16 protein-coding genes and 1 pseudogene are annotated in these 21,540 nt (G+C 43.9%); 10 read left to right on the top strand and 7 right to left on the bottom strand.

The window, feature by feature from the left end:
• Positions 1-7: 7 nt before the first annotated feature.
• The gene (locus tag NST45_RS16130; RefSeq protein ID WP_256721477.1) at positions 8-1,732 is read right to left on the bottom strand and encodes a sensor histidine kinase; all 1,725 of its coding nucleotides are present in this window, start codon (positions 1,730-1,732) and stop codon (positions 8-10) included.
• Positions 1,733-1,988: 256 nt separating this feature from the next.
• On the opposite strand from NST45_RS16130, the gene NST45_RS16125 reads away from it, so the two are divergent.
• From NST45_RS16125 to NST45_RS16105, 5 genes are all read left to right on the top strand, one after another.
• Entirely contained in the window at positions 1,989-3,593 is a 1,605-nt protein-coding gene (locus tag NST45_RS16125) for an extracellular solute-binding protein (RefSeq protein ID WP_038570008.1), read from the top strand.
• Positions 3,594-3,675: 82 nt separating this feature from the next.
• Positions 3,676-4,599, top strand: coding sequence for an ABC transporter permease subunit (locus tag NST45_RS16120; protein ID WP_036689753.1), 924 nt, complete (start codon positions 3,676-3,678; stop codon positions 4,597-4,599).
• 17 nt (positions 4,600-4,616) lie between these two features.
• Complete coding sequence (locus NST45_RS16115) at positions 4,617-5,540, top strand: carbohydrate ABC transporter permease (protein WP_051491641.1); 924 nt, start codon at positions 4,617-4,619, stop codon at positions 5,538-5,540.
• 45 nt (positions 5,541-5,585) lie between these two features.
• Positions 5,586-7,190 (top strand): extracellular solute-binding protein, encoded by a 1,605-nt coding sequence (locus tag NST45_RS16110; RefSeq protein ID WP_076100764.1) that lies wholly within the window; start codon positions 5,586-5,588, stop codon positions 7,188-7,190.
• A gap of 22 nt (positions 7,191-7,212) precedes the next feature.
• On the top strand, positions 7,213-9,630 hold the full coding sequence (locus NST45_RS16105; RefSeq protein ID WP_256717914.1) for a TIM-barrel domain-containing protein: 2,418 nt from the start codon (positions 7,213-7,215) through the stop codon (positions 9,628-9,630).
• A gap of 110 nt (positions 9,631-9,740) precedes the next feature.
• On the opposite strand, the pseudogene NST45_RS16100 reads toward NST45_RS16105, so the two are convergent.
• A pseudogene (locus NST45_RS16100) lies at positions 9,741-11,291 on the bottom strand (IS3 family transposase); the annotation flags it as partial.
• 104 nt (positions 11,292-11,395) lie between these two features.
• A complete protein-coding gene (locus NST45_RS16095; protein WP_076214457.1) occupies positions 11,396-12,739 on the bottom strand; it encodes a glycoside hydrolase family 30 protein in 1,344 nt (447 codons plus the stop codon).
• Positions 12,740-12,872: 133 nt separating this feature from the next.
• Here NST45_RS16095 and NST45_RS16090 point away from each other — a divergent pair, with 133 nt between their 5' ends.
• The gene (locus NST45_RS16090) at positions 12,873-13,667 is read left to right on the top strand and encodes a helix-turn-helix domain-containing protein (protein WP_036689756.1); all 795 of its coding nucleotides are present in this window, start codon (positions 12,873-12,875) and stop codon (positions 13,665-13,667) included.
• Positions 13,668-13,739: 72 nt separating this feature from the next.
• Here the strand turns inward: NST45_RS16090 and NST45_RS16085 are convergent, their stop codons facing one another.
• Both NST45_RS16085 and NST45_RS16080 read right to left on the bottom strand, forming a co-directional pair.
• Positions 13,740-14,708 carry a glycoside hydrolase family 43 protein gene (locus NST45_RS16085; protein WP_036689758.1) on the bottom strand — a complete coding sequence of 323 codons (969 nt, stop codon included), beginning with the start codon at positions 14,706-14,708 and terminating at the stop codon, positions 13,740-13,742.
• A 157-nt stretch (positions 14,709-14,865) separates the two neighbouring features.
• A complete protein-coding gene (locus NST45_RS16080) occupies positions 14,866-15,894 on the bottom strand; it encodes a glycosyltransferase family 4 protein (RefSeq protein WP_036689759.1) in 1,029 nt (342 codons plus the stop codon).
• Between the two features lie 142 nt (positions 15,895-16,036).
• Here NST45_RS16080 and NST45_RS16075 point away from each other — a divergent pair, with 142 nt between their 5' ends.
• Positions 16,037-16,174 (top strand): hypothetical protein, encoded by a 138-nt coding sequence (locus tag NST45_RS16075; protein ID WP_339823155.1) that lies wholly within the window; start codon positions 16,037-16,039, stop codon positions 16,172-16,174.
• On the top strand, positions 16,146-16,391 hold the full coding sequence (locus tag NST45_RS16070) for a hypothetical protein (RefSeq protein WP_339823152.1): 246 nt from the start codon (positions 16,146-16,148) through the stop codon (positions 16,389-16,391). Before NST45_RS16075 ends, NST45_RS16070 begins: the two co-directional genes overlap by 29 nt.
• Before the next feature lie 62 nt (positions 16,392-16,453).
• Here NST45_RS16070 and NST45_RS16065 read toward each other — a convergent pair whose 3' ends face one another.
• Together NST45_RS16065 and NST45_RS16060 are read right to left on the bottom strand one after the other, a co-directional pair.
• Positions 16,454-17,212, bottom strand: a complete 759-nt coding sequence (locus NST45_RS16065; protein WP_326046807.1) for a sugar phosphate isomerase/epimerase family protein — start codon at positions 17,210-17,212, stop codon at positions 16,454-16,456.
• 137 nt (positions 17,213-17,349) lie between these two features.
• Positions 17,350-18,258, bottom strand: coding sequence for an alpha/beta hydrolase (locus tag NST45_RS16060; RefSeq protein ID WP_076100760.1), 909 nt, complete (start codon positions 18,256-18,258; stop codon positions 17,350-17,352).
• Between the two features lie 471 nt (positions 18,259-18,729).
• Here NST45_RS16060 and NST45_RS16055 point away from each other — a divergent pair, with 471 nt between their 5' ends.
• Positions 18,730-19,230: a GNAT family N-acetyltransferase gene (locus NST45_RS16055; protein ID WP_036689764.1), complete on the top strand. Its 501-nt coding sequence runs from the start codon at positions 18,730-18,732 to the stop codon at positions 19,228-19,230.
• 216 nt (positions 19,231-19,446) lie between these two features.
• The gene (locus NST45_RS16050; protein WP_076214446.1) at positions 19,447-21,516 is read left to right on the top strand and encodes a bifunctional aldolase/short-chain dehydrogenase; all 2,070 of its coding nucleotides are present in this window, start codon (positions 19,447-19,449) and stop codon (positions 21,514-21,516) included.
• Positions 21,517-21,540: the final 24 nt, after the last annotated feature.

Genomic DNA, 21,540 nt, shown 5'->3' with positions numbered 1-21,540 from the left:
TCTCCATTCATTTAGATTTATTAGGAAGCTTCGGAAGATATAAGATTACACTAGCGCCGCCGCCCTCCAAATTGGAGAAGGTAACGGTTGCTCTTTTTAAATATAGGTACTCTAATCTTTTGAGCGTATTCATAATGCCGATTTGCGTACCTTGGCTTTGATCCAAGGGCTCTCCAAGATTAAGTTTCTCTAACACTTGAGGTGGAAAACCGGGACCGGTGTCGGTGAGCTGGATAACGAGCATTTCTTCTTCCTGATCCATCTGTAATCGTTGTACTGTAAGCCTGATTTCGGCTTCATGTTCGCGTGAAATCGCATATTTAATTGAATTTTCGATAAAGGTTTGCAGCACTAACGGTGGAATTTCCACACTGCCTGCCTGATCCTCTTGTTCGATGTAATAAATAAATGCGTCCTGATAACGTTGCTTTTGAATCTCCAAGTAGGTTCGGACATGCTCGATTTCATCCTCCAGCCGGACAAAATTCTCGCCATTCTGAAAAATGTAACGGAAATACTTAGAGGTAGACAACGTCATATTTTCAATTTCTTTATACATATGAATTTGCGCCATGCTATAGATGCTAGTCAGACAGTTTAAGAAAAAGTGTGGTTTAATCTGTAGCTTCATATAGTCCAGCTGTATTCTTTGTTTCTCCAGTTCCTGTTCGTACATAGCGATTTTAAAGGTTTTGATTTGTTCAACCAAGCCTTTAAACTGAGTGTTAGCCTGTTCCAGCTCTATAATCTCACTGCTTTTGAAATCTGCGGGTTGCCCAGACTCATTAATGAAAGCAAGGTTATCGGAGAAGCTTTGAATCGGACCTAACACTCTTTTTTTGAAAAAGAGCAGAACAATGCATAACGTGGAGGTCACAATGAAGAACAATAACATAATAAGCAGCTGGGCAATCATGATTTTTTCGAATATGCCATATTTAATGACCATTTTGGTGCTGAAGGTGGTGTCTGAGAATGCGCTGTTGATTGTTGTACGCGATTGCAAAAGATTAGAGAATCCCCCATTTTCCGTTATTAGCTTTCCGCTATTGGAGATCGGACTAGTTAAAGGCTGTTCATTCTCATCTACTAGAGAAACATAACCATTGGCGCCAAGATTAATTTGGCGTAGCGGCCGGATCAGATTATCTGCGGAGATCAGTCCAATTAAATAGCGATTGTAATAGGGTACGATATTAATCACATAATAATGGTTGTTTACTAGAATAGGCGTCCATTTGGAATAAAACTTCTCATACATCTCCTTATCATCAATATAAGAAATAATCTTCTTTTTCAGCTCCCTGTAATCCGTATAGGTTACGCTGATCGGTGCGCAATTCAAAAAATAGGTCTCATTTTTCAAATAGTAGAAGAAGTTATACTCATGCCCGTAGTTTTTTTGCAGCTCGGTAAAGCGTTTAAACAGATTATCATTTGCCTTTAAGAACTCGATACTGTTGACCCCGTAAGTATTCATCGTTAGTAAGCTCTCATCGTTCCCAAGCGTCCAGCCCATATAGTGATTAATGTAGGCAAAATCATGATTAATACGATTGATGTAAAGCGCCGCAGTATCCTGCAAATTTCGAGTGGACTGCTGCTTAACGATGGAAATGGAAGCGATGCTGATTCCTAAATCCAGAATAAGGACTGTGAATGAAACCAACATCATGACTTTTATATAATGGCGAATGGGGTAGGTTTTGTGGTTCGCTGTTTTTTTGATCATAAAGTCATTATAAAACCTCTGCGTGAAAAAAACATAAGAACTCGCTAGGGATTTCCCTCAAAGTCCGGATAGCACATACAGAAGTCGGGATACTGTTATTAAATCTCCCCAAGTAGAGCATTTAGCTTTTGCATTTTTTGTAAGCGAATTCAAAGGTCTGGATAACCGTCTTAATGTGTCCGGAATACGAAAAAATAAGAAGTTATTATAAAGCTATTCAGATGCATTTTGATAAATTGAAATGGGGGATTAAGAGATGAGTCAACACAGTAAGAAAAAAACTGCAAAGAAATGGACTGTGGGTCTGCTGGCGGCTGCGATGGTATTTGGAATTGCTGGCTGCGGCGGTAACAACGGGAATAATGCAGCGACAAATGAAACGAGCAGCTATAACAAAGAAGGTCTGCCGATTGTGAATGAGCCTGTGACACTTAAAGTGCTGACTGTCCGTTGGGGGAGTATGGGGGACACCTTTACGCAAAACCAATGGCTGAAGGATCTGGAGAAAAATACGAATGTCAAAATCGATTGGCAAGTAATGTCCTCCAATGACTGGGGTGAGCAGAAGTCGATTATGCTGGCGAGTGGCACGCTTCCGGATATCGTTTTGGGAGATCAAACCTTTGGGGATGCCGATATCGTAAATAATCTGAGCTTTTTCCGGCCGCTTGATGATTATATAGAGCAAAATATGCCTAATCTCAAAGCAGCTATGGAAGAAACCCCAGAAATGAAAAAAATCAGCACATTTCCTGACGGGAAAATCTACTCCCTGCCAACAAGACTTCCTGCACGTCCAAAAAGCTCACGTCAGCCTGTGATTAACAAGACCTGGCTGGACAAATTGGGCTTGAAGGTGCCTGAAACGCTTGATGAGCTATATAACGTGCTCAAAGCTTTTAAAGAACAAGATCCGAATGGGAATGGAAAACCAGATGAGATTCCTTTTATTGAAATTGGTAATGACTTGATCAGTCCTTTCGGAATTGCCGATTTGAATAACAATAATATGATCATCAAGGACGGAAAAGCGATATATTTCCCTGTTTCAGAGGAGTTCAAAGAAGGTCTCAAATGGGAAAATAAATTGTATGCGGAAGGCTTGCTAGATAAAGAGGTATTCACTCAGGACGATACGATGAGATCGGCTAAGTTCCAGAATCCGGATGCTCCAATTGTAGGCTTTACGTACCAGTGGACTCCAGACGCCGTGTTTGGAAAATGGAGCGATCAATATGTGACGATTCCACCGATTGCCGGACCAGATGGTAAACGTTATACGATCGGGAATCCGATTGGGATGAATCTTAACCGTAATGAGCTGCTGATTACCACATCTTGCAAATATCCTGAGGTTGCTGCACGTTGGGCAGATCAGTTCTACACTGACGAAGCGAGCATTCAGAATTTCTGGGGTGCGATTGGAACGGTTATTAAGAAAAACGATGATAGCACTTATACATTGATGGATCCACCAGCTGGAACCAGCGCAGATGCTTGGTATTGGGATCAATCTCTACGTGATTTTGGACCGAAATATGTGAGCCCATCCTTTGAATCGAAAATCGTCCTGAACCCTGAAAGTGGAGATGGACTGAAGCTGCAACTGGATAAGCTGGGCAGTGAATATGTAACAACACCTTTCCCTAACGTAATGTACACTTCTGAGGAGTTCGAGGAGCTGCCAACCTTGACTACGGATATCGACAGCTATGTGAATACTATGCGGGCGCAATTTATTAGCAAAGGCGGAATTGACGAGGGCTGGGATGCTTATGTGAGCAAGCTTAATAAAATGGGACTTGAAAAGTTAGTTAAGATTCGCACGGATGCTTACAGCCGTTATATGAACGTGAAATAACCTATTCGTCTTTCGAAAAAGGTGCTGCCCTACAGGATAGCTGTGGGGTAGCATTCTCTATTTTAAATAAGGAGGGGATGTCATGAAATCTGGTCCACTTCATTTCGGGCGGAAATTCGGACAAATCAAACAAAATTGGGGTCTCTATCTATTGCTTTTTCCTGCTGTAGTTCTGACGTTATTATTCGCGTACAAGCCAATGTACGGGGTGCTGATTGCCTTCAAGGATTATAGTCCGGCGTTGGGAATTGGGGGCAGCCCATGGGCTGGATTCAAATACTTCGAGAAATTCTTTCATTCCTATCAATTTTCATCAACGATTAAAAACACATTGATCATCAGTGTGTACAGTCTGATTACCTTTCCGATTCCAATTATACTGGCGTTGATGGTTAACCAGATGAGACCTAACCGGTTTAGACGTTTTTTCCAGACGGTGTCCTATATGCCGCACTTTATCTCCACGGTAGTAATGGTGGGTTTAATGATGATTTTGTTCTCACCTAGCACCGGACTGCTGGGCAATATATATAGTCTTTTTGGTAAAGAGGCTCCTGATCTGATTGGCTCCGCTGGATTATTCAGCAGTGTGTATGTTTGGTCGGATGTGTGGCAGCATGTCGGCTGGGACAGCATTATCTTTATCGCTGCGCTCTCCGCAGTTGATCCTAGCTTGTACGAGGCGGCAACCGTAGACGGAGCAAGCCGGATGCATAAAATTCGTTATATCGATATTCCGATGCTGATGCCAACCGCGATAACCTTGCTTATTTTGCGGGTTGGTGGATTGCTTGGGGTTGGGTTTGAAAAAGTGTACTTAATGCAAAATGACTTGAACATCACTTCAAGTGAAATTCTTTCTACTTATGTCTACAAAATTGGCTTGCTCAGCAGTCAATACAGCTTTTCCTCGGCGATCAACCTATTCAACACCGTTATTAATTTTATTTTATTGATCATGGTCAATCAGATATCTAAAAAACTAAGCGAAAATAGCTTGTGGTAGAAGGGAGGAGAATTGAAATGGGAGGTTTAGAGACAGTTACTAAAGGGAATGTGGGGAAAATAAAGAAGAATCGTTCTTCGGATACTATAATGGAAATAGTGATGTATGTTATATCAGCACTTTTTCTAATTATCCTGATCTATCCGCTGTATTTTATCGTCATTGCTTCGTTCAGTGATCCTTCCGCGGTGGCGGGGGGGCAGGTTTGGTTATTTCCTAAAGGGTTCACCTTCGATGGTTACAAAGAGCTGCTGCGTCATGAAAATATTTGGATCGGTTACTGGAATACCATCATGTATACGGTGGTAGGGACGGCAATCGGTTTAATTGTAAATATTTCTGCGGCCTATGCGTTGTCCAGAAAGGATCTTGTGGGACGAAAATATCTTTCCCTGTTTTTCATCTTTACGATGTTTTTTAATGGGGGGTTAATTCCGACTTTTCTAACGATCCGTGATTTCCATCTGTACGATACATTTCTGGTGATGGTACTGCCTTTCTCCGTTGGTGTGTTTAACATAATCGTTGCCCGAACCTTTTTTCAGTCGAGTATTCCGGGAGATTTATGGGAAGCTGCACAGATCGATGGTTGTGGAAATCTTCGTTATTTTCTACAGATCGTTTTACCACTGTCGAAGGCGATTATTGCCGTGCTGGGTCTATGGATCGCCGTTGGTTACTGGAATTCATATTTTAATGCCTTGATCTATCTGAAAAATCCTAATATGTATCCTTTGCAGCTGATCCTGCGAAATATTTTGATTACCAATCAGATGCAGTCGGGGATGGGAACCGGGGAAGCTGCGCAAATCGCACTACGACTCGCCAATATGATGCGGTATTCTGTTATTATCGTGGCAACGGTTCCGATCATGTGCGTGTACCCTTTTGTACAAAAATACTTTAACCAAGGGGTAATGATCGGCGCAGTGAAGGAATAGTACATTCAGCTATTCTACTAACATTCGTAAGGGAGCAAGAACGTTATGAAAAAGCAACAAAAAAACAGGATATATAGAACAATCACCGTCATTCTTTTAGTGACAACGTTGCTTGCTAGCCTTACAGCTTGTAAAGGGGACAGTGGGATTAATTCTGTTGAACCTGAACCGGGTGAATTTAACAAAGAAGGATTGCCGATAGTGGATAAGCCGGTGACGCTGAAAGTACTCACTGTCCGGTGGGTCAGCATGGGAGATTCTTTTACCGAGAATCAATGGCTCAAGGACTTGGAGAAGAACACGAATGTCAAAATCGAGTGGCAGGTGATGTCCTCCAATGATTGGAGTGAACGGAAGTCTATTATGCTGGCCAGCGGCACACTTCCAGATATCATTTTAGGGAGTCAGACCTTCGGAGATGCGGATATCGTCAATAATTTAAGCTTATTTCGGCCGTTAGATGACTATATTGAGCACAACATGCCTAATCTCAAAGCAGCTATGGAAGAAACACCGGAAATGAAAAAAATCAGCACCTTTCCTGACGGGAAAATCTACTCGCTGCCTGCAAGATTACCCTCACGTCCTAAAAGCTCTCGTCAGCCTGTGATTAACAAAACCTGGCTGGACAAATTGGGTTTGAAGGTACCGGATACGATAGACGATCTTTATAACGTGCTAAAAGCATTCAAAGAACAAGATCCGAATGGAAACGGAAAACAGGATGAGATTCCTTTTATCGAATTAAGTAATGATCTAATCAGTCCCTTCGGAATCGCAGATTTGAATAATAACTTCATGGTGGTCAAGGACGGAAATGCGGTTTATTACCCGATTTCAGAAGAGTACAAAGAAGGGCTCAAATGGGAGAGCAAATTGTTTAAAGACGGATTACTTGATAAAGAGGTATTCACTCAAGACGAAACGATGAGATCGGCAAAGTTTCTAAATCCGGATGCCCCAATCGTAGGCTTCTCTTATCAGTGGACGCCAGACGCTATGTTTGGCAAATGGAGTGATCAATATGTGACCATTCCGCCAATTGCTGGACCAGACGGGAAGCGCTACACCGTTGGGAACCCGTATGGGATGAATCTGGAACGCAACGAGCTGTTGATCACCACATCCTGCAAGTATCCAGAAATTGCTGCACGCTGGGCGGATCAGTTCTATACCAATGAAGCCAGCATTCAGAATTTCTGGGGTGCCATTGGAACGGTGATTAAGAAAAATGACAACGGTACGTATACATTGATGGACCCTCCAACCGGCACCAGTGCGGATGCTTGGTATTGGGAACAGTCACTCCGGGATTTCGGGCCGAAATATGTGAGCCCAGCTTTTGAAAAGACCATCTTTCTAAATCCTAAAACCGGAGATGGACTGAAGCTACAACTCGATAAGCTGGGAAGTGACTACACAACACCACCTTTCCCTAACGTAATGTACACTGCAGAAGAGTTTCAGGAGCTGCCGACCTTGACCACCGATATTGACAGTTACGTCAATACAATGCGTGCTCAATTTATAATCTCAGGTGATATTGACGAGCAGTGGGATGATTATGTGAAGCAGCTGCGGGGGATGGGCCTCGAAAAGATGGTGAAAATTCGGACAGATGCTTTCAGCCGTTATATGGGTGTTGAATAAAAAGAAATGAGGTTTTTACTTGATGGGAAATACGATGAAAGAGCCAACCCCTTTGGCGACCCAATTAAAGCTGCGTTCTGAACCAGGCAGTAATGCTGATGCGATTATTCAGGGGGAGTGCTATCGGTTCACTGTCTTAACTCCGGAGCTTATCCGGATGGAATATAGTGAGGAAGGTTATTTCGAAGATCGGGCGTCACAGACCGTTGTGAATCGCAATTTTCCGGTTCCAGAGTTCCGCGTAATGGATCTGGGGAATAAACTTGAGTTGATTACGAAGCGCCTGCATTTAACTTATGACAAACAGCCTTTCTCCCGGCATGGTCTCAGTATTCGGGTGAGAAACGAAGCGGGTCATTTAATGAGTGTCTGGAATTATGGAGATACAGTCCAAGATTTGGGAGGGACAGCACGTACACTGGATAATGCAGATGGTGCCATTCCGCTGGAGCACGGACTACTCTCACGTGCCGGGTATACGTTAGTTGATGATAGCACCTCCCTAGTACTGGAAGAGGATGGACGGGTAGAGCTACGGGCGTTGGCTGGCCTCGATGTTTATTTTTTTGGATACGGTCATGATTATTTGCACTGCTTGAAGGATTTCTATCACCTTTGCGGTCGTACGCCCCTATTGCCACGTTATGCCCTTGGCAACTGGTGGAGCCGTTATTACCGATATTCAGAAGAAGAATACAAAGCGCTAATGGAGCGGTTTGAGCTCGAGCGAATTCCGTTTTCCGTCGCTGTTATAGATATGGATTGGCATCTCGTCGATATTGATCCGCAGTACGGCAGTGGTTGGACGGGTTATACCTGGAACCGGGAACTGTTTCCGGAGCCTCAAAGATTTTTGGCATGGCTGCATGAAAAAGGACTTCGAGTAACGCTCAACGTACATCCAGCAGACGGTGTACGGGCGTTTGAAGATCCTTATCTAGCCATTGCTGCGGAGATGGGTATGGACCCGGAAAAGGGTGATGCTGTAGAATTTGATATTACGGATCCGAATTTTTTGCGAGCATACTTTAAGTTTCTGCATCATCCGCTAGAGAATGAAGGTGTGGACTTCTGGTGGATTGATTGGCAGCAGGGTGGAGTGACTAAAGTACCGGGACTAGATCCGCTTTGGATGCTGAACCATTATCACTATCTGGATAGCGGCCGGCGAGGCAACCGGCAGATTACTTTCTCACGTTATGCAGGTCTTGGCAGCCATCGTTATCCTGTGGGCTTCTCTGGAGATACCATTGTCACTTGGGAGTCGCTGGATTTCCAGCCATACTTCACAGCCAACGCCGCTAACGTGGGATATGGTTGGTGGAGCCATGATATCGGGGGCCATATGAATGGTTATTTAGACGATGAGTTGGCAATGCGCTGGGTGCAATTCGGTGTGTTTTCGCCTATTCTGCGGTTACATAGTTCTGCTAGTGCCTTTAACAGCAAGGAGCCATGGCGATTCAATAAGATTGCGGAAGATGTGATGAAGGATTGCCTGCGTTTGCGGCATAGTTTACTTCCCTATCTGTACACGATGAATCGCTATGCCAGCCGCGATAGTCTTCCGCTAATCCGACCGATGTATTATCATCATGCGTTGTCGAATGAAGCCTATGAAGTGCCCAATGAATATTATTTCGGAACGGAACTTATTGCCTGTCCGATTACACAGCCGGTCAATCCAAAGGTAGGCGTTGCCGAATTTAAGGCTTGGTTACCTGAAGGGATTTGGATAGATTTTTTTAACGGAAGAGTGTACGACGGTGGCAGAAAGCTTTCTCTTTATCGCAATCTTGAGAATATCCCTGTATTAGCTAAAGCAGGTGCTATTGTGCCCATGGCAGATCTGACGCAATTCACCTCTTCAGTGGATAATCCGAGGCATATGGAGGTCCGTGTATTTGCGGGAGGAAGGGGTCATTTTCATCTCTGGGAGGATGAGGGCGATACTGCGGAGGATCAGGACGATCAATGGTGTGATACAGAAATGATCCTGGAAATGGGGGATAGAGCCAGCTTCAAGATTCTCTCTGCTCAGGGAAATACAAAGGTTGTGCCTGAGCGGCGATCATGGAAGTTGTCCTTTGTCGGTTTTGCTGATACGAAGGTACAGGTATTCGCTGGCGGCACAGAAATCGAAGCAAACATAGACTATGATGAGGCTACACATACGCTTACGATCATGATCTCGGATCAAGCGGTAGAGCATTCCTTGGAGGTAACGTTCACAGATGCCCGGATTGCGGTGAATTCCGTAGATGATGAGGTGTTCAGCCTTCTGAACCGTGCGCAAATTCTTTTCCAATTGAAAGAGCAAATTTACCATGTAGTCAAAGCAGCAGTAACGCCGATGGCGGCCCTGGCTTCTCTTGCCTCGTTGGATCTTGAACATACACTGTATGGAGCGTTATGTGAAATACTATCGGCAAGACTTTAAGCACTATTTCATTTAATTTAATAAAAAAGGAGGTTCTCTCTGTGCGCTGGCATAATGAACTGCACCCCGTCAAGTAGACAGCACAAAAAATAAAAGTAGTTTAAGCGTACTTTAGTCCTAAATTCAATGGGACTGGTACCGTTTAGTTTTGCCTGTAACCGTTCGTTATTATAAAAGTGAATGTAGGTATCAATATCTGTTTGGAGTTCTTCAAAGGTCTGGTAGGTATGTAAGTAGTACTTCTCACATTTCAATGTTCCCGAAGGATTCCATCGGCGAATTGTCAATGCAGCAGCCTACTCGGGACATGCTTTGCTTCAGTTCTGCATCGTCCAGCATCTTCTTAAAATGCAGAGAGGTATACTGGAAACCACGGTCGCTATGGAGTAAGGTTCGGCTCTCCGGTGCTGCCTGCAAAGCTAATTCCAGTGTGTTAAAAACTAGCGAATTATTATTGGAATGACCCAGAACGTAAGCAACAATGGACTTGTCATACAGATCTTTTATTGCACTTAAATACGCCTTCTTGCCGTTGCCGTATTTGAATTCCGTTACATCCGTTACCCATTTTTGGTTTGGAGCTTCAGCCTCAAAATTACGGTTCAGCACATTCTCTGCAACCTGCTGAGGCGTGGAGCCTACATACTTCTTTCTCTTTCTGCGGATGACTGACTGGATACCTTGGCATCTCATCAGCCGGTACACTCGCTTTGCGTTAATAGATTTATCCATTTGTCTGCGCAAATGCAGGGTCAATTGGCGATACCCAAAGGTTCGTTCCACCTTCTCATACAAGAGGAGCATACTCTCTGTCAGTTTCTCGTTGTCAGCCTCTCGAAAACTGGGTTTGCGATTCAACCATTTGTAATAACTTGACCGTGAAATCCCTGCGATGTCACACAAAAGCCGAATGGAGCAAGACTGTTCCTGCTGAACAGCCTGAATTTACCAGGTAGATATTCACCTGGCGAATGGTTCTTAACGCCTCCTCTTTTCGAGTTCCTCTAACTTTTTTAGAAAAGCATTCTCCGCACGCAGGCGTGCATTCTCGTATTCCAGCTTTTGCATCGCGAGTTTGTGGCGATCTGCTTCCGTAAGTTCTTCAGGCGCTTTGGTGCGTCCTCTACCGTCTCGTAATGCCTCTTCACCACCTGCTTCGTACTTCTTTACCCAGCTATATACTTGTTGGTAAGACACGTGAAAATGGCTTGCCGCCTTCGCATAGTCTTCTCCGTTCGAAAGGCAGTACAGCACGATATTTATCCGTTCCTGCCAAGTGGTTACGCGTCCTTTGGTCATAGCTTTAGTTCCTCCTGAATGAGCTGTTAAGCTGTTGCTATGACCATTATACTTCCTAATCCAGTTGGCGAGTTGGGTTGCACTTGCAATCTTATACTTGCAGATGATTTGGTTTTGCGACAATCCTCCCTCGAGATAATCCTTAACGGCATAGAGTTTAAGTTCTGCAGAATACGTACGATTGTAGCTTCGGACTTCCAGCCCTTCGTATCCATACAATTGATAACGTTGCCGCCACTTCACTATAGAGTTTTTGGATATTCCATACTTCCGAGTACCGCAGCTTTCAAACCAATGTCGCCCCGTTCAATTTCTTGGAGAATCGTTAACTTTTCCAGTGCTGTATACTTTTTTTGTTCCATAAAAATGCTCCCCATACAGCGACAGGTTTTTATTATTTCACCTGTCTACTATATGGGGAGCATATCATAAAGAGAACCTCTTTTTTATTAGGAATGAACCGCTTCTACTTAATTAGCAGGGTTTGAATGGCATGAGCCGGAATCATGTTCTCAGCCAGTTCGTCATGGAAGCGCAGGGTGAATGGAAGCTCTTGCTCTGTGCGGTTCATAACGATAACAGCAATAGTGCCATCAGGGTTGCGGAAAGCTGTTGTTTCAAGCTTATCTGTATATTTAGAGAAACCAATACGTTTAGCACCCGGTCGAATATATTTACTGAAGTGCCCGATGTAATAGAAAGAGCTCTCAAAAGTAATTTCATCGTTTTTGGTATCTCCGATAATTGGAGCATCGCAGTAATTTCCTACATGGTTAGGTCCACCTTGCTCATCCAAGACAATGTTCCAGTCCGTCCAGCTCGACATCCAGTTGTTCAGATTGCCAATGATATCATGTCCGTAACGTTCACCGGTGTTCCATGAGCCGAGATGAACGCCACCTTCTTGGCAGCCTTCGCTGAAGAACAGCTTTTTATCTGGGAAACGATCATGAACGGCAGAGAGGGCTTCGAAGTGATCACCGGAATACCAGTGAAAGCAGATTCCCCATATGTATTTGGACGCTGCTTGATCTTCAAAAGCAACCTTAGCACGGTCATACACCCGTTCTTTATTATGATCCCAGATCATAACCTTTACATGGCCCAAGCCCGCTTGTTCCAGAGCAGGTCCCAAGTAGTCACGCACAAAATCCTTTTCTTCTTCGGCGGTATACAGGCAGGAATCCCATCTTTGTACAGCTTTGGCTTCATTCTGAACACTGACAGCCCAGATATCAATCCCTTCTGCAGTGTACGCCTCAATATATTTAATGAACATGTTAGCCCAAGCCTTACGATATTCAGGCTTAAGAGCTCCGCCTCCGTTCATTTGCCCGTTAGTCTTCATGAACGCTGGAGGACTCCATGGGGAAGAGAACAGACGGAAATCTTCACCTACTGCTGCGGCAGCATTTTTTATGAGGGGGATAACCGACTCGTGATCTCTGGAAATATCGAACGAACGTAGCTCCGCATCGCCTTCCTCTACATAAGCATAGTTGCCCAGTGAGAAGTCGCAGCTTTGGATATGTGAGCGGCAAAGGGTATATCCAATGCCGTGCTCAGGATGAAAATAAGCGTCGATGATTTCTTTTTGTTTAGCTGCACTAAGCTTAGCGATAGTAACGGCAGAGGACTCCGTAAGAGCTCCACCAAAGCCTTCAATTTCTTGATACTCCAGATCATCATAGATATTGATTAGCTCTGATTCGACTCCTGACGTATCGGGAAGGAAAATCAGAGGGTCCTTTTCTGTTAAACGATCCGTGGTTTCTTTAGCGGTTTGAATGACGCGAATAGTTTTACTCATAATGCTTGATAACCTCCTACATATGAATTCTGTCTTTATTATAGAAGGAGATTCACTGCACTTTGAAGAAACTATATGGCTAAGAACCTCAACAATCTGGTCATCGACTATTATAGAATGAGGAGCATATGCGATGGAAACAAACAGCGTTCAAATTAGTCTGTGTGGATTTATCCGCCATACTCAGCCTTTTCGGCAACTATATCGCAGTGGGTTGGATACCTATATCATCAGGCTGCAAGCAGAAGGGGAATGTGAAGTCCTCATCGATGGAGAAATGACTGCCGTAGTGCCGGGGGATCTATTGTTATTTAAGCCCTACGATATATATGATCTGAGAATCGGTGAAAAGAAAAGTCCTTTGGGACATAGTGTGGACTATTTTGTAATGTGTACAGGGGAATGGGTGGACCACTGGTGGAACCTGCGTGAGCGACCCAAAAAGGTTAGAATTGCGGATGATGGTAAGCTGCAAAGTATATGGCAACAGCTTGATCTGGAGAATAGAAGACTAGACGGGGGTAGCCCTGAAATACTTGAAGCACTATTTAAAGCTTTATGTTTGTTGTTAGATCGGGCTATGGAAGAGGCACCTGCATCATCTTCGGCTTCGCTTCTACACGGACTTAAAATGAAGAGTTATGTGGAGGAGCATGCTACTTCAGAGATCAGACTAAAGGACGTAGCTGCTCATGCTGGAATTAGTGTGACAAGGGCCGTACATTTATTCAAGATCCAATTCGGTTATTCTATTATGCAATATGCGGGGCAAATCCGGCTTGCGATGGCACTGAGATTAATGGACAATACCAATTACACCTTAGAGCGTATAGCAGAGGAGACGGGGTTTGGAAGTTACACCTATTTTCACAGGGTGTTTCGGGAGCGTTATGGTGTCTCGCCAGGTATCTATCGAAAGAGAGAGTAGAAGGTTTATCAGTAAAAAGAAGCTGCCCCATAAATCACAGAGTAGGACTTCGGGGCAACTCTCGATTAGACGTTAATTATAGTAAGGCCAGCCAGCAGAATCCCATTCGAGATCACTGATTAACAATTTGGGTGCGCCATTCTCAGCGACACTGTAAGCATGGCGGACGATAACGTTGGTTCCGTATATATCCTGTCCACCAGGACCCGCCCAAAAACTGTTGCCGCTATCGATGACCGTAGCCCCGCCATTTTTCATATCGGTACCGTCCTTCGCATAGAAAGGCCCCAGTACGCTGGTTGAGCGTCCCACTGCAATTTTATAGGTGCTGTTTACGCCTGAGCAGCATTGGCCAATGGATACGAATAGATAATAATATCCGGTGTTTGGATTGTAAACCATGCTGGAGCCTTCAATCCCCCCGGATTTAGTCGCAATGCGATACGAGTTGCCCGTTGGCTTCATGGTTGTTTTGTTGATGGAGGTAATGTAAATCCCGTTGCTCCAGGAACCGAAGGTCATCCATAGGTTTCCGTTAGCATCTGCCGTAATGTTAGGATCAATGGCGTTATAATTGGAGGCGTCATTAGACGAGATAACGACACCTTGGTCCGTCCATTTTCCCCCGGAGATCGATTTAGTAGTTACTAAACCAATAGCAGACACTCTAGAGCCGAATGTGGAGATAGAATAATAGAGGTAATAGGTACCGTTATAGTAGAAAATTTCTGGGGCCCATACATCTAGCCCTTCTTGATTGGGAACGTAAGAGCTCCACCAGGAGGGTTTCGAGGTATAAATCGGGAGGGAGCGAATATAGTTAGTTCCATCGTTTGAAAACATCACTTGGAGACCTGATCCCGTGCTGAATACCCAATGTGTGTTCCCCTCTTTGATATATGAAGGGTCGTGTACGTTGGTATCTCCAGTCAGATTCCAGGTTGCTGCATAAGCTTGCGATCCTCCTGAGAAAACAGTTGTAAAAAGCATTAAAAAAGACAACAATAACAACCGATAACCTTGCCTACCTTTTTTCGCCATATTCCTTCTCCTTTTAGTTTAGATTTCCCTAAAGTGTTTCATTATTTTGCAATTGATAACGCTTACATAATATCTTGTATTATTTCTCTAGTCAATGATTCTTTTGGATCAATAAAAAAGCAAATCTCAGCCATCGGAGACTTGCTTTTTTATATTTTTATAATAAATCTGTGATCGCTTGTTCAAATAATCTGACACTATTTTCCCAAGTCCATTTGCGCGAATATCTTTCCCCCTGCTCCGCTAATTTAGTTCTTAAGTTGGGATCACGTATTAAGCGGATGACATCTTCACCGAGCCGGTTCTCATATCGATAAGAGAGCAAACAGTTTTTCTTGTGATGGGCGTATTCCATATTCCCACCCGAATATACACAGACTAACGCTGCTCCACAACGCATGGCCTCAAGTCCCGGTAAAGAACCTGTATCAAAAATACTTGAGCTAACAAAAATATCCGCACCGTTATAGTGATAGCAGAGCTCCTCATCATTTGCTGGCGTAAAGAACCGATATTTGCCAGTAGCTTTCATTCTTTGGAGAATTTCTGAGGTGTTGAACTCGTCAGGCGGACTGATGAAGTTAATATTTACATCGGGATATTGGCTTTTTACGTAATCCAGCTGTTCTATAAGGTAATCTTGCTCGCGGTGCCAGGAGAAACCGCGTTCTGTTTTTCTTAATATAGCTGTTATGTTTAAAGGCTCTTGAAGACTGTGACGGATATTCATATTTTTAAAAGAGGAGCTAATGCCAATGGGCACGATACTGCCGGTGATGCCATGATTTAAAAAGATCAGCTCCTGCTGCCAACGTGATAAAACGATTAGATGCTCAGTGATGTGATAGGAGGGGAAGGAGCGTCCGTTATCCGGTAAAAAAGGAGGCTCATAACATAAAGATAAACGTACATGAACCCCTTTTCCTTGTTTGCTTGCTGCTTGGGCGATGGGGACAGTTGTATAATAATTAGAAACAATGACGTCTCCGGGAGGAAAGTCATGCTCGTGAATATTCATATGTGAGGAGCGGATTACGTTTGCGCGCACATCATAAGAAATAGCGCCATCCACAGGCAAGAGGAGGTTGACCTGATGGCCCAAATCTGTCAGCCCATTGGTGAGCTCTACCAGCATACGTTGTGCTCCGCCATGAGATAAGGTCAGAATAGGGAATGTGAATCTCATTGATAATCCCGTCCCTTCCAAGTTAGAGCTGTAATAGTGAAACAATATGATTCAATCGTTATGTTTCTTATTTTATTCAGCTCCTATAGAAAAGTACCATTTAACAAGTTTACAAACAAAAGTAGAAGGAAGAGGGATTAGTATGAGTGAAATCATTATCGAATGTATGAGAAGGCTCGATCAATCCTTGGGGTATGTGGAGCAAATTTTTGACCAGAGGCGGTTATTCATCACAGGAATTATTGCAGTATATGCTGAAGGTCAGGGAAGAAAGCCGTGAGGTGGTGGGCAATTTGACGAAGGCTGATCTAGAACGGGAGGTCACCATTAGTTTCCCTGAGGGGGCTGGAATGGAGAATTATACTTGGAGTATTCAAAAGATTATGATCGGAGCGGTAGAACATTATTCCTATCATACAGGTCAAATCGTATATGCCTCCAAATTGCTGCAGGCAGAGGATGATCATCTGCTCAATAACTGGAAACACTATTTTTGAGCATAGATAAAGCTGGGATAGATGCGCAGCTGCTGCTAACACCTATCCTCAGAAGTGGGTTTTTATTGTGTTATAGGAGCAAGCTTCTTCAGTAAAGCAACTGTATCATTAACCTCCAGATCCTTGATATCTTCTAATGACACATCGATCATTGGCTTATATTCTTGGAGTTTGCGCAGGAAAGCTTCGGTATGGAATAATCCGCTGCCTGCTTTTCCGTGGTATGCTTTTTCACCATCTTGATAGATATCTTTTAAATGCGCCAGAATGATACGATCGCCGAATAATCTGAAGGAATCATCGACAATTTGATCCTGCAAATGCGCAGCCGTGCCAATAAAATTACAAGGGTCCAATACAACACCTATACAGCTTGATGGGACTTCATCTAAGATGCGGCGCATCTTGTCTGGTGTAGAAAGTGTATGTGTGCAGACCCCTTCTAGTCCTAGAAAAACGCCCCATTTTTCAGCTTCCTCTGCAAGTTCTTCTATAGTTGCCCTTAACGTATCCCAGCCGATAGCTTCGTAATGGACCGGATCTTGTGCTTGAAAAGTAGTCAGCGCACCGGTCTCTGTTGCCACCATAGGTGCGCCGAATTGGCGGGCATAACGAAGATGCTCTTTAAAACGATTGATCTCAGCTCTCCGGATGACAGGATCCGGATGAACAGGGTTGATGTAACAGCCCAAAACACCGATACGTATTCCTGCTTTATCAAATTGTTCGCCAATATAGCTGGCAAGACCTGGACTTAGTTTACCGGTAGAAGTGTCGATGTCCTGAATGGCTTTGGATAATGCAAGCTGAACAAAATCGATATCATAATTCTGAAGGGTTGCAGTTAACGACTTGAGCGGCAGGCAGCCAAATGTGTGGGCTAGAGTTCCGTATCTGATGGGTAACCTCTCCTTTAATAGAGTAAGTATGAGTAATAACCTTCATAATAGTAACGCTTTCATAAGGATGCAAGTGATTTATCATTATCGCCGGTCAGGAAATTGATGATTTCAGTGTTGACTCTATCCGGTTGCTCATGATTAATGCCGTGTCCCGCACGGGGGATGACTTGGTAATGAAACTTTCCGTCCTCTAAAATATCTATGAAATCCTTTGATTGTTTTAATGCGTGTTCTCCTACTAAAAAATAGAGCTTATCTCTGACGGCAACTGCGGCGTTTCTATCGTATTTTTGAAGCTTATGAACAAACATAGCTTGTTGATTATGAGTGCGCATTAAAAGGATTAGATGAGCAGCTACTTCTGGGTGATTGTCAAATAAAGGGGAGTCAGGCGCACTTAACTTCTTCAGCACTTTCAGTAAATTGCGATCCGTGGGAACCAGAATCTCTGGGAACATCATCATTAGCGTTTGCAGCATGGCTTTGATTGGTGTGGTGACCATTCCGCCTTCCAAACAAATCACACGGTTCACTTTGTCCGGTTGCTTGGTCGCATAATTAAAAGCAATATAGGCGCCATTTGACACCCCTGCAATATTAAAGACGTCTATGCTCAGATGTTTGGCTATTTCATTAATCCATTCCACCTGCTCAAACTTTTGTTTATTAAAGTACGCATTAGGAATGCTTTTTCCGGGTCCGCCCAGAGTATCAATAGCGATGCAGTAAAAATGCCGCGATAATTCCTCGATGTTAAGGAGCCACATGACCGCCGAGTTATCACCAACGCCATGAAATAGAAATAAGGGGGGATTACTCTTTTGCCCGGTAAGGATACAATGCGTCAGCCCATATGTGGTTGGGAGATCGAGTTCTTCAAGAGGAATAGGCCACTGATCAACTAGCTGTTGGTAGGACTGCCACACTTGTTCTTTCGCCTTGGCATTCTTAAAGCTATTTACCATCACAAACCTCCTTAGTGAAAAATACAACATCTGTATCTTATTCCAATAAGTATACTACGAGAGTGCGGAAGGAGGGGCGAGAAATAGAAACATTCCTGTGAAAAGTGGGGGAGCAGAAGGTGATTAGAGGGTGAGTAGATGGTGATTAGATTAGATAGATTAGTTTAGATACCTGTTGCTTGATCACCTAGTAGTCACTAGGAGCCAGATAAGTGTATTTCATACAACTAAATTGCTACTTTACTCTCACTTCGGTGATATAGATGTACTTTGTACAACTATATCTCTCGTAATTAGCTGATTTAGCTAAATTGGGCGAATTTAATTGCACAAAGTACACTTAACACATTAGGCGTGAGCATTGAAGTACATTTTAGTTGTAGATTGTGCAATTAAATAATGCATGCCGGTCTTGTTTGCGGTAAATTTTTGATAGGGAAGTTATTAATAACGTTCTAGGGGGGGATTATTATGCTTGTTGAGCTAAAGGAAGCTAGCATTTCAGATGGACGCGATATTTTTGAGATGATTGTGGAGATAGGTCCGGGGGAAAATGGATTCGTCAACAATGGATTTGATCTGGCTTTCAGTCAATTTCCTGATTTCATCCGGGAGAGGATAGCACTTTCACAAGGTGATAATCTTCCACCACAGTATGTAGCACAGACCAACTACTGGCTACTGATTGACTCCTATCCCGTTGGTGTCGGAAAATTAAGACATTCCTTAAATGATCAATTGAGGAAGTCAGGTGGACACATTGGCTATAGTATCAGACCCAGTGAGAGAGGAAAAGGTTATGGTACGATTTTTTTGGCAGAGCTGTTAAAGAAAGCTGCGGACATGGGGATTGATAAGGTCATGCTGACTTGTGAGCCGGACAATATATTTTCGAGAAAGGTTATTGAAGCGAACAAAGGAATACTACATGGTATTGAGAATGAAAAATGTAACTACTGGATCACCCTTTAAGCTGGTGTGAACAATAGGGGAGGAGTTGCCAAGAGGCAGCTCTTTTTTGTTATTCGCGAGGTTATTGTAGTTCATCCAATAGAGATTCGTCTAAAATGTGAAAATAATTTAAATTTTTGTTGAAAGCGCTCTATTCAAACACAAACAAATAGTTTAAAATCAAAACAAACAAAAATAAACAAAAAAACAAACATTCAAAAACGGAGGTATTCACAAATGGTACAAAACTTATGGGATTCATCTCGGGAAACGAAATTAAACGGGGGATTGGATGCATTAGTGTTCCGCTCTAATCTGCTGGGCGAAGATCGCAGAGTCTGTAACTTTGGCGGAGGGAATACCTCCAGCAAAACGATAGAATTGGATTTTCGCGGGCGTGAGGTAGAAGTAATGTGGGTGAAGGGCAGCGGCTCTGACCTCGCTACGATGAAAGCAGGCAATTTTACCGGACTAAGGCTTCAGGATATTGCCCCGTTATTTGAACGTGATGAAATGCCAGATGAAGAAATGGTAGCTTATCTCGCAAATTGTATGATTGATCCTAAACATCCGCGTGCTTCTATCGAAACGTTGCTGCATGCATTTTTACCTTTCAAGCATGTGGATCATACGCATCCAGATGCCATTATCAGCCTATGCTGCGCTCATAACGGTAAGGAAATTGCCCGTGAGATTTATGGGGATCGTTTCGTATGGGTGCCTTACATCCGTCCAGGCTTTACTTTATCCAAAATGATTGCCGAAGGTGTGCTCGCAAACCCGAAAGCTGAATTAGTGCTGATGGAGAAACACGGTCTCGTGACTTGGGGGGATACACCTGAATCTTGTTATGACAAAACAATCTCCATAATTAACGAAGCGGAAAGTTATATTGAAGAAAGAATTGAAGATCAGAACCTATTTGGCGGCCGCAAATCAGAAGCACTTCCAGAAGCAGAGCGACGGGCTGTAGCGGCCGCAGTGATGCCACTGATCAGAGGCGCAGTCAGCGATGAGCGTAAAATGATTTTGACCTTCGACGATGCGGAGGATGTGCTGCGTTTCGTAGGAGGGGCTGACTCGGAGAAGTTATCTGATGTAGGCGCAGCTTGTCCGGATCATTTGGTACATACCAAAATGAAGCCGCTTTTTGTTGCGTGGGAGCCAAACACCAATGATATCGATGGCTTGAAGGCGAAGCTGAGCGAAGCGATTAGCGCTTATAAGGAGCAGTACAAAGCATACTTCGACCGTAATAAACATGAGGGCGATGTAATGTTCGAGGCTGCGCCACGTGTGATCCTGATCCCTGGCGTGGGCATGATCAACACAGGTAAAAGCTGGAGCAATGCTAAGATCAGCGGAGCCTTGTATCACCGGGCGATTGCTGTTATGCGCGGAGCTACTGCGCTGGGAGATTTCGTCTCTCTTAGTGAGAATGAATCGTACAATGTGGAATATTGGCCCCTGGAATTATATAAATTATCACTGGCTCCGGCAGAAGCGGAGTTCTCCCGTCAAGTTGCCTTTATTACAGGTGGTGCCGGGGGAATTGGGAGTGAGACGGCTCGTCGTTTAGTATCAGAAGGAGCGCATGTTGTATTGGCAGACCTCAATCTGGAGGGTGCACAAAAAGTAGCAGAAGAGATTAACGCTAAGTATGGTGAAAATCGTGCATTCGCCGTTAAAATGGACGTAACTCAGGAAGAGCAGGTAAGCGCGGCTTATGCGGAGACAGCACTTTTTTATGGCGGGGTCGACATTATCGTTAATAATGCTGGGCTTGCAACCTCCAGTCCGTTTGATGAGACTTCATTAAAAGAGTGGAACTTGAATATTTCTGTACTGGGCACAGGATATTTCCTCGTTGCGCGCGAAGCTTTTAAGGTGATGAAGGAGCAAAAAATCGGTGGCAGCATGGTGTTCATCGGCTCCAAAAATTCTATTTTTGCAGGAAAAAGCGTCTCGGCTTACAGTTCTGCCAAGGCGCTCGAAGCCCATCTGGCCCGCTGTATAGCAGCTGAAGGCGGAGAGTTTGGCATCCGTGCCAATACGATTCTGCCCGATGCAATTTTACAGGGATCAGCCATCTGGAATTCGAACTGGCGTAATGAACGGGCGGCTGCTTACGGGATTGAGCCGGATCAATTAGAGGAGCATTACCGTAAACGCACGACGCTGCTAGTTAATATTTATCCGCGTGATATTGCCGAAGGCGTTGCTTTTTTTGCTTCTTCCAAGTCAGAGAAAACTACGGGTTGTATGCTGACAATCGACGGTGGAGTGTCAGCAGCTTTTACTAGATAAGAGGTAGCTTGAATATAGATAGGG

This window comes from Paenibacillus sp. FSL R7-0163 (assembly GCF_037969975.1).
Lineage (GTDB): Bacteria > Bacillota > Bacilli > Paenibacillales > Paenibacillaceae > Paenibacillus_AQ > Paenibacillus_AQ odorifer.
The sequence above is the reverse complement of the archived record's forward strand: the minus strand, read 5'-3'. Positions and strand labels throughout refer to the sequence as shown.

Excerpts from the sequence above, each read along its gene's own strand:
- NST45_RS16130 (WP_256721477.1), bottom strand. The coding sequence starts at position 1,732 with ATGATCAAAAAAACAGCGAACCACAAAACCTACCCCATTCGCCATTAT.
- NST45_RS16125 (WP_038570008.1), top strand. The coding sequence starts at position 1,989 with ATGAGTCAACACAGTAAGAAAAAAACTGCAAAGAAATGGACTGTGGGT.
- NST45_RS16120 (WP_036689753.1), top strand. The coding sequence starts at position 3,676 with ATGAAATCTGGTCCACTTCATTTCGGGCGGAAATTCGGACAAATCAAA.
- NST45_RS16115 (WP_051491641.1), top strand. The coding sequence starts at position 4,617 with ATGGGAGGTTTAGAGACAGTTACTAAAGGGAATGTGGGGAAAATAAAG.
- NST45_RS16110 (WP_076100764.1), top strand. The coding sequence starts at position 5,586 with ATGAAAAAGCAACAAAAAAACAGGATATATAGAACAATCACCGTCATT.
- NST45_RS16105 (WP_256717914.1), top strand. The coding sequence starts at position 7,213 with ATGGGAAATACGATGAAAGAGCCAACCCCTTTGGCGACCCAATTAAAG.
- NST45_RS16095 (WP_076214457.1), bottom strand. The coding sequence starts at position 12,739 with ATGAGTAAAACTATTCGCGTCATTCAAACCGCTAAAGAAACCACGGAT.
- NST45_RS16090 (WP_036689756.1), top strand. The coding sequence starts at position 12,873 with ATGGAAACAAACAGCGTTCAAATTAGTCTGTGTGGATTTATCCGCCAT.
- NST45_RS16085 (WP_036689758.1), bottom strand. The coding sequence starts at position 14,708 with ATGGCGAAAAAAGGTAGGCAAGGTTATCGGTTGTTATTGTTGTCTTTT.
- NST45_RS16080 (WP_036689759.1), bottom strand. The coding sequence starts at position 15,894 with ATGAGATTCACATTCCCTATTCTGACCTTATCTCATGGCGGAGCACAA.
- NST45_RS16075 (WP_339823155.1), top strand. The coding sequence starts at position 16,037 with ATGAGTGAAATCATTATCGAATGTATGAGAAGGCTCGATCAATCCTTG.
- NST45_RS16070 (WP_339823152.1), top strand. The coding sequence starts at position 16,146 with ATGCTGAAGGTCAGGGAAGAAAGCCGTGAGGTGGTGGGCAATTTGACG.
- NST45_RS16060 (WP_076100760.1), bottom strand. The coding sequence starts at position 18,258 with ATGGTAAATAGCTTTAAGAATGCCAAGGCGAAAGAACAAGTGTGGCAG.
- NST45_RS16055 (WP_036689764.1), top strand. The coding sequence starts at position 18,730 with ATGCTTGTTGAGCTAAAGGAAGCTAGCATTTCAGATGGACGCGATATT.
- NST45_RS16050 (WP_076214446.1), top strand. The coding sequence starts at position 19,447 with ATGGTACAAAACTTATGGGATTCATCTCGGGAAACGAAATTAAACGGG.